At 68.6% G+C, this 7709-nt stretch carries 8 protein-coding genes and 1 pseudogene; 7 read left to right on the top strand and 2 right to left on the bottom strand.

Features of this window, described 5'->3' with window-relative positions; all coding sequences use genetic code 11:
- Positions 1-312: 312 nt before the first annotated feature.
- The 6 genes and pseudogenes from ACFY3C_RS43145 to ACFY3C_RS43120 all read left to right on the top strand — a co-directional run bounded on the left by ACFY3C_RS43145 (position 313) and on the right by ACFY3C_RS43120 (position 4761).
- The gene (locus tag ACFY3C_RS43145) at positions 313-441 is read left to right on the top strand and encodes a hypothetical protein (protein ID WP_390774807.1); all 129 of its coding nucleotides are present in this window, start codon (positions 313-315) and stop codon (positions 439-441) included.
- Positions 442-502: 61 nt separating this feature from the next.
- On the top strand, positions 503-856 hold the full coding sequence (locus ACFY3C_RS43140; protein WP_390774806.1) for a hypothetical protein: 354 nt from the start codon (positions 503-505) through the stop codon (positions 854-856).
- Positions 857-1931: 1075 nt separating this feature from the next.
- Complete coding sequence (locus tag ACFY3C_RS43135) at positions 1932-2315, top strand: asparagine synthase-related protein (RefSeq protein WP_390774805.1); 384 nt, start codon at positions 1932-1934, stop codon at positions 2313-2315.
- 28 nt (positions 2316-2343) lie between these two features.
- Entirely contained in the window at positions 2344-2856 is a 513-nt protein-coding gene (locus tag ACFY3C_RS43130) for an NUDIX domain-containing protein (protein ID WP_390774804.1), read from the top strand.
- Positions 2853-4173, top strand: a pseudogene (locus ACFY3C_RS43125) (UDP-glucose dehydrogenase family protein). The gene ACFY3C_RS43130 and the pseudogene ACFY3C_RS43125 overlap by 4 nt, the downstream one beginning before the upstream one ends.
- A 150-nt stretch (positions 4174-4323) precedes the next feature.
- Positions 4324-4761 (top strand): GFA family protein, encoded by a 438-nt coding sequence (locus ACFY3C_RS43120; protein WP_390774803.1) that lies wholly within the window; start codon positions 4324-4326, stop codon positions 4759-4761.
- Here the strand turns inward: ACFY3C_RS43120 and ACFY3C_RS43115 are convergent.
- On the bottom strand, positions 4686-4991 hold the full coding sequence (locus ACFY3C_RS43115; RefSeq protein ID WP_390774802.1) for a hypothetical protein: 306 nt from the start codon (positions 4989-4991) through the stop codon (positions 4686-4688). The genes ACFY3C_RS43120 and ACFY3C_RS43115 overlap by 76 nt on opposite strands.
- A 402-nt stretch (positions 4992-5393) precedes the next feature.
- On the opposite strand from ACFY3C_RS43115, the gene ACFY3C_RS43110 reads away from it, so the two are divergent.
- Entirely contained in the window at positions 5394-6617 is a 1224-nt protein-coding gene (locus ACFY3C_RS43110; protein ID WP_390774801.1) for a branched-chain amino acid ABC transporter substrate-binding protein, read from the top strand.
- Between the two features lie 338 nt (positions 6618-6955).
- Here the strand turns inward: ACFY3C_RS43110 and ACFY3C_RS43105 are convergent, their stop codons facing one another.
- Positions 6956-7699 carry an NB-ARC domain-containing protein gene (locus ACFY3C_RS43105; RefSeq protein ID WP_390774800.1) on the bottom strand — a complete coding sequence of 248 codons (744 nt, stop codon included), beginning with the start codon at positions 7697-7699 and terminating at the stop codon, positions 6956-6958.
- Positions 7700-7709: the final 10 nt, after the last annotated feature.

The following is a 7709-nucleotide window of genomic DNA, read 5'->3' as shown; positions in this document are numbered from 1 at the left end:
GAGTTCAACCGCCGCCGACACCCGGCTGACTCGGCAGCCAAAGCATCCTCACCCAGCCCGGAAGGCCTCTACAGGAAACGGACTTAACGTCCTCTGAGCCGCCTCCCAGATCGCAACGTCGTCACCCACTAGGTTCGGCGCGCTGAGATGCCTCATTGGGTCGGTGATGCGGACGACCTCGATCAACTCGGTCTTCTCCTGAAGTGGCGGAAGCATCATGCGCACAGAGTCGCTGATCAAGGCCCCACGCACCAGAGGCAACCAGACCTGGCGACAATCAAGATCCGCTTAGTCCGGAAAAGCCTGTCCTGCGTGTTCTGCGTCCTGGCCCCCTTCGACGTCCTCGTGCGCGCCGCCCGCCTGTGCTGGGCCCTCGGCCTGCCGCTGCCCGAGGAGGACGCCAAGGCCTTCGTCCTCCAGCACCACTACTCCGCCTCCTAGTACCGCAGTGCCACTTCGTGATCGCGTCTGGGGCGTCAGTCGTGCCCCTTACTGTGGCGGCATGGGCTATGACGTGCACATCACCAGGCGTACGCCGTGGTGGGAGGAAGAGGGCGAGCAGATCACCACGCAGGAGTGGGCGGCAGTGGTCGCTGCCGACTCCGACCTGGAGATGGTGCAGGTGGCCCGGGTTTCTCCGCGCGGCCAGGACGCCGTGTTGGAGTACCGGCATGAGTGGCTGGCACAGATGTGCACCCACCCTCAACGGGACACTCACGGTGCCTGGTTGGACTGGGAAGAGGGGCAGATCGTGGTGAAGAACCCGGACGAGATCCTGCTCAAGAAGATGCGGGAGATCGCGCGGGTACTGGGGGCGCGTGTCCAGGGCGACGACTGTGAGTACTACGACGAGTGAACACTGCCCGTCCGCATCAGGGGCGGCCACCGCGTGATCATCGGGGGTTGTGTGGACTCCTGAAGATCGTGCGGTGGCCGCGGGCCATAGCGTAGACCCTGCCCGCTGGCGGGCGATGTTCGACGAAATTATGGCCCGGATCGCGGGTCAGTTCAGGCGAGTTGAGCCCCCTGCGCGTCGCCAGTTAGCCGTGCTTGCACAGGAGATCATGTCCCGCCATGTGGTGTAGCAGCGATCAAGGAGAACCTGCAGGTCGCGCCCCAAGCGGCTTGCTCCGACGCCACTATTGCCTGGCTGGTCGTCAGGTGGAGACGGTCGTCGTGATCGTCATCGCCGTGCCCTTGGGCCTGGCCTTGATGAAAGCCGCGTCAACTCTGGCACCGCAGCGCTTCGGGGGGCAATGCGCTGACGTATCGTCAGGTTTCCCTGATGGGTGGTCACTCGAATAAGGCCGTGAGCTGCACTTTCGCGGTGATCGCTGCTACACCACTCGGCGGGACACCATCGCACAGGATTTGTATGAGGACGGGCAGTCCCGGATCGATCGAAGCTGGTACCCCCACTCCAGCAACACTTGGTCGGTCAGCGATGACGCATGACGGTCCCTGCGTCACGAAGTCGCTCCCTCTGCCGGTCTCTGAACACCTGCCGCGTGGCCTGTGGGGTTTCGATGCCTTCACGCGTCAGGAGGTCGGTCCAGGCGACGGCCTGGTCCTGGCCCGGAGATTAGGCATCATGAACCGTTGGTGCTCAAAGGTGCCGTCCGCCGCAGTCTCGGCCCCGGCACCGCATTGCACCACCTGGGAAACCGGCTTGTTCGGCCCGGAGGCCGTGCTGGACGCCTACCGGCCGCTGGCCGCCAAGCTCATGCACACGGCCGGCGAGGACCTGGACCCGGCGGAGGCGGTGACCCGGCTCGTCCTGCGCGGCCCCGACCCCGACGGCCGGATCTGTGACCTCGTCGCCACCGCGATGGACAAGGCCGGCGGGGACCTGGCCCGCGGCCTGACCCTCGCCGACCTCGCGACGGCCTGGCTGCCGCTGGTGATGACCAGCGACAAGCTCGCCTCCGCCTATGCCCTCGAACGTCGGTCCCCCCTACCTGGCCCGCGACCTGGTCGAGCTGTCCTACCGACTGCCTGCCGACCACAAGATTGCCCACCCGGCCGAGGGCAAGCGGATCCTGCGGGACGCCGCGAGGGCCCGGGGCCTGCCGCGGGAGGTCTGGGGCAGCCGGGACAAGCTGGGCTTCGCCTCCCCGGTCCCGTCCTGGTTGAACGGCCAGCTCGCCGCCTGGGCGGACGCCCAGATCCACACGGCTCTCGCGGAGGCACCGGCCGCGATGCGGCCGCTGCTGGAAGGCGGGCTCAAGCCGGGCGGACGGTTCGACCGCACTCGGATGCAGGCCCTCATGGCGGCCGCCTGGTTTTGCGACCAGACGGTGAGGGCTGCCGCATGACGATCCCTCACCTCACTACGGTGTCCGGATGCACCAGGACACCACCGCCGACAGCCCGGCCACCGCCCGCGGAGCGGTCGCGATCATCACCAACCGCCGCGGCGAACTCCTCCTCCACCTGCGCGACGACCTGCCCGGCATCGCCTGGCCGGGCCACTGGAGCGTCCTGGGCGGCGGCTGCGACCCCGGCGAGGGCCCCCGCACCACGATCGTCCGCGAGCTCGACGAGGAAGCCGGCCTGACCGTCGACGACCTCACCGAACTGTTCGAGACCCACGACGAGCACGGCTCCGGCCAGCTGATCACCTTCTTCGCTGCCTCCTGGAACGGCGACGAGACGCAGCTGCCCCTCGCCGAAGGCGTCAAGCTCCAGTTCCTCGCCCCCGAAGACCTCGAATTCCGCACGATCCCGCCGTTCATCCGGGGCGGGATCAACCGCTACCTGGCCACCCGGCCCGCCCGACCACCGCGCCCTTTTCGGGCGGGGCAGAGGTGGGGGGCCGTCGGCGGCCCCCACCTCGCAAAGGACACCCGCTCATGAAGCTCACCGTCGTCGGCTGCGGCTACCTCGGCGCCACCCACGCCGCCTGCATGGCCGAACTCGGCCACGAAGTCCTCGGCATGGACTGCGACATGGACAAGGTCCATGCCCTCAACTCCGGCAAGGCCCCCTTCCACGAACGCGACCTCGACGACATGCTCGCCCGCCACACCGCCTCGGGGCGCCTGAAGTTCACCGCCTCCTACGCGGAGGCCGCCGCCTTCGCCGACCTGCACTTCATCGTCGTTGGCACCCCGCAGCAGCCCGGCGAGCACGCCTACGACCTCACCCACCTCTTCTCCGCGGTCCGCCAACTCGCACCCCGTATCAAGAACCCGGCCGTCGTCGCGGTGAAATCGACCGTCCCGGTCGGCACCGCACCCCGCGTCCGCGACCTCCTCCACGAACACGCACCCGCCGAGGACCGCGTCGAGGTCGCCTGGAACCCGGAGTTCCTGCGCGAGTCGTTCGTCATCGAGGACACCCTCCGCCCCGACCGGCTCGTCCTCGGCTTCGACACCGAGCACTCCTGGGCGGAAGCGATGCTGCGCCAGTGCTTCGACAAGATCATCGAAGCGGGGACACCGACGATCGTCACCGACTGGGCCACCGCCGAGCTCGCCAAGGCATCTGCGAACGCGTTCCTGGCCACGAAGATCTCCTTCATCAACGCCGTCGCCGAGGTCTGCGAAGCCTCCGGCGCCGACGTCACCCAGCTTGCCGACATCCTCGGCCACGACGCACGCATCGGCCGCCGCGGCATGCGCCCCGGCCTCGGCTTCGGCGGCGGCTGCCTGCCCAAGGACATCCGCGGCTTCATGGCCCGCACCGGCGAACTCGGCGCCGACCAGGCCCTGACGATCCTCCGCGAGGTCGACTGCGATCAACAACCGGCGCCGCGAACGCATGGTCGACCTCGCCCGCCAGCAACTCGACGGCAACCTCCTGGGCAAGCAGATCACCGTCTGGGGCGCCGCCTTCAAGCCCAACACCGACGACATCCGCGACTCACCCGCCCTCGCCGTCGCCCAGAAGCTCCACGAACTCGGCGCCGAGGTCACCGTCACCGACCCCCAGGCTCTGGATAACGCCCGCAAGGTACACCCCGACCTCGACTACGCCGACGACCCCATCACCGCCGTCCAGGACACCGACCTGCTGCTGCACCTCACCGAGTGGCCGCAGTTCTCCCACATCGACCCCCACCGCCTCGCCGCCCGCACCGCCACCCCGCGCGTCATCGACGGCCGCGGCACCCTGAACGCCGACACCTGGCGCGACGCCGGAAGGACCGTCCGCGCCCTCGGACGCCCCTGAGCTGCAGTTTCGTCGCCCGGCCCGTGACGCCTCTGCAATCGGCGCACGCGGCCGGGGCTACGCCAGAGCCGCCAACAGCGTCCTGACGATCATGGAACGGATGGCACACTGATGGGCCCAACTTGCCCATCGCGCCTGGGAGATCACCTGATGAACGCCACCCCCGCCGCCGACGCCCAGGGAGCCGAAGAAGCCGACGGACGTACCGGCGGCTGCCTGTGCGGCCGCATCCGCTTCACCACCCGGGGTCCGGCCGTCTTCCCCCACACCTGCGCCTGCGAGCATTGTCAGAAGCTCGGTGGCACCCCCGTGATGTGGTGGGTGGGCTTCGAGACGGTCACCTGGACTGGCGAGAGCGAGCCGATCTGGTACGAGACCTTCGAAGGCGAGGCGAAGCGTGGCTTCTGCCCGACCTGTGGCAGCCGCGTCGCGGCGATCGACAGCGACATCCCGGAGATCGGCATCAACGTCACCGCCCTTGACGACACCCGCGGCACAGACCTTGTCCCCATTCACGCGTCCTTCCGCGACAACGCCGTGCACTGGCTGCCCCCGGTGCCGGAGACCGAGCACAGCGCGGCCGGTTGACCGCCCGTCCGCTGGTCGGCGACTTCACCCACACCCTCGATGGTCCCGGCCGGCTGGCGCTCCCCGAGGACATCCCGGACAGCCGACTGCGGTGTCTTCTCCAGCCGTTCGGTGACGACCTGGTCGCAGTCGACGCCGTCGACCGGCCGCACGTGCTGCGGAGCGCGTACCCACACCTGGTACTCCGCAGCCTCCACCTCGCCGTTCTCTCGAACTCTGTACGACGGCATCCCCACCACCTACTAGCTAGCTCCCAGAGAGCTCCTTGTTCTCGATGTCCAGGTCACATGCGGAGCAGACGAGATGTAGGGCGTGAAGACCACGAGGGACTTGTTCGTCTCGTCGATGTGGGTGGTGCCCATCGCGGCTACGCCGACCGATGGCCGCGCCGATCGCCGCGGCGTCACAGTGATCGCCAGGCCGCCATCGACACACCTCGGTCGCCCTGCTCCGTGCTGCGACCGTCGTCGGGCTCGCGTAGCGGAGCCCTCCGCCTGACCAGCCCATAACAAGAGAATCACATCGGCTCGTCCCTTCTGCTGGTTTCGGCGGACGGCATCTAAGGTCACGCCAGCCGCTGCGCCGGAGGATCCCGGCAATGCGGCATGCGCCTCGAAGGGAAAGGACCGATCGTGCGCAAGCGTTCTCTCATAGCTGTCACCGCCGCGTTCGCCGCTGGAGCGCTTTCGCTCACGGCGTGCGGTTCCCGTGACGCAGGATCAGCCGACGACACCTCCGGCGGTTCCACGGTCGTCACCATCGGTTTCGATGCCCCTCTGACCGGAGACCTGTCGGCTCTCGGCATCGGTATGAAGAACTCGGTCGACCTCGCCGTCAACCAGGCCAACAAGAACAAGGAGGTGCCGGGCGTCACCTTCAAGGTCGTGGCGCTCGACGACCAGGCCCAGCCGTCCTCCGGCCAGCAGAACGCCACCAAGCTCGTCGGCGACAAGAGCGTGCTCGGCGTCGTCGGCCCGCTGAACTCCTCCGTGGCCCAGTCCATGCAGAAGGTCTTCGACGCCGCCCAGGTGTCCGAGGTCTCGGTGAACACCAACCCCGCCCTGACCCAGGGTGACAAGTGGGACACGGGGGAGAAGGTCCGGCCGTTCAAGACGTACTTCCGCACCGCGACCACGGACGCCATCCAGGGCCCGTACGCCGCCGAGTACCTGTACAACACCGCCAAGAAGAAGAAGGTCTTCGTTGTCGACGACAAGAAGACCTACGGCGCCGGCCTGGCCGCGACCTTCTCCGCCCACTTCAAGAAGCTCGGCGGCACGGTGGTCGGCAACGACCACGTCAACCCCGACGCCAAGGACTTCTCGGCCGTCGCCACCAAGATCAAGAACTCGGGTGCGGACGTCGTCTACTACGGCGGTGAGTACCCGGCGGCCGGCCCGCTCAGCGCACAAGTCAAAAAGGCGGGCGCCGCGATCCCGCTCATCGGCGGCGACGCGATCTACAGCGACGAGTACCTCAAGCTCACCGGCCCGCGCGGCGACGGCGACCTGGCCACCTCGGTTGGTGCACCCGTCGAGGACCTGCCCTCCGCGAAGAAGTTCATCGCGGACTACAAGGCGGCTGGGTACAAGGAGGCGTACGGAGCCTACGGCGGCTTCTCCTATGACTCCGCCTGGGCGATCATCCAGGCAGTGAAGGCGGTGGCCAAGGACGGAAAGCTGCCCTCCGATGCCCGCGCCAAGGTCACCGAGGCCCTGCAGAAGGTCTCCTTTGAGGGGGTCATGGGCAAGGTCTCCTTCGACGAGTACGGCGACGCCACCAACAAGCAGCTCACCGTTTACAAGGTCAAGGGCAGTGCCTGGAAGGCCGAGACCACCGGCACGTTCGCCGGCTGACCGGACCCGGTCACTGGGCGAGCCGCGGGCGACACTGGACGTCTCGCCCTTCCGGGCAGGCGGCGGCCGTTCGCCCGCAACGACACGAGGCCGGGCTGCTCCTCCCCATGCGGGACGGGGCGCCCGGCCTCACCGGTACTGCGCCCGCGGCCGTCGGGCGCGCCTGCGTCACCGCCGCCCGCCGCGCCGTCAGCGTCGGCGCCGGACGACGCCGTCGTCGGGTTGCGCAAAGCCCAGGCGGAGCACCTGCCGGACATCACGCTGGCTGCGCTGCGCTGGGCTCGCGCCAACGACCCGACCTTCCCCGGCTCGGTCGGTAAGCGCGGCGCTGAACTCCTCTACCGCGTCGGCGACCTCAAGCGCTGGGCGTGTGACAGGGCCAGCGGCAGGTGTCCCAGCTCGCGCGGCAGGTCCGTGGCCTGCGCGTCCAGCAGTCGGGACGTGTCCGTGTCGGTGAACCGGTGACGCAGGTAGGCAAGGGCTTCGTCCGGGGCGTAGGTACCGACATCGACGACCGCCCGGCCGCCGCCGGACATCAGAGCGTCGCGGCGCCGGGACGTGGCCAGCACCCGGCCGTCCGTGTTGGACGATGACGGCGGCCACCACAGCTTGATGCTCTCCGTGTCGGCGACGTCGTCGAGTACGACCAGCCACGAGCGGGAGGTGGCGGCCAGCCACTCCAGAAAGGCCCGTGCGTCACTCTCGGCGTTCTGCCCCTGCGCGCCCTCTGCCCGGACGCGGAGCGCCGCGGCAGCGTAGCCGGTGATGACCTGAGCTGTATCAACGGCGTTCACCCACACCGCCAGTTCGGTGTCGGCGGCCAGGGCCTGCTGTGCCCGGGCGGCCGCGAGCTGGGACTTGCCCACACCGCCGCCGCCGGAGAGCACCACCGAGGTATGTCCGGCCCAGGCCCGGTCGATCCGGTCACGAAGACCGGGGCGGTGCTGGAAGGCAGAGGCCAGGAGCGGCACGTCGCCCACCAGCACCGGCCAGACCACGGGAGGACGCGGCGGAAGCTGGATAGCGACCCGGTCGATGTAGCCGGCCGCGAGCGAGTACGGCTGATTCGCGATGATCGCCATACCCGTGGTG

Source organism: Streptomyces sp. NPDC001410 (assembly GCF_042895235.1).
Classification (GTDB): Bacteria; Actinomycetota; Actinomycetes; order Streptomycetales; family Streptomycetaceae; genus Streptomyces.
This window is presented reverse-complemented; position numbering and strand designations above follow the sequence as displayed.

Excerpts from the sequence above, each read along its gene's own strand:
- ACFY3C_RS43140 (WP_390774806.1), top strand. The coding sequence starts at position 503 with ATGGGCTATGACGTGCACATCACCAGGCGTACGCCGTGGTGGGAGGAA.
- ACFY3C_RS43120 (WP_390774803.1), top strand. The coding sequence starts at position 4,324 with ATGAACGCCACCCCCGCCGCCGACGCCCAGGGAGCCGAAGAAGCCGAC.
- ACFY3C_RS43130 (WP_390774804.1), top strand. The coding sequence starts at position 2,344 with ATGCACCAGGACACCACCGCCGACAGCCCGGCCACCGCCCGCGGAGCG.
- ACFY3C_RS43105 (WP_390774800.1), bottom strand. The coding sequence starts at position 7,699 with ATGGCGATCATCGCGAATCAGCCGTACTCGCTCGCGGCCGGCTACATC.
- ACFY3C_RS43135 (WP_390774805.1), top strand. The coding sequence starts at position 1,932 with ATGCCCTCGAACGTCGGTCCCCCCTACCTGGCCCGCGACCTGGTCGAG.
- ACFY3C_RS43115 (WP_390774802.1), bottom strand. The coding sequence starts at position 4,991 with ATGCCGTCGTACAGAGTTCGAGAGAACGGCGAGGTGGAGGCTGCGGAG.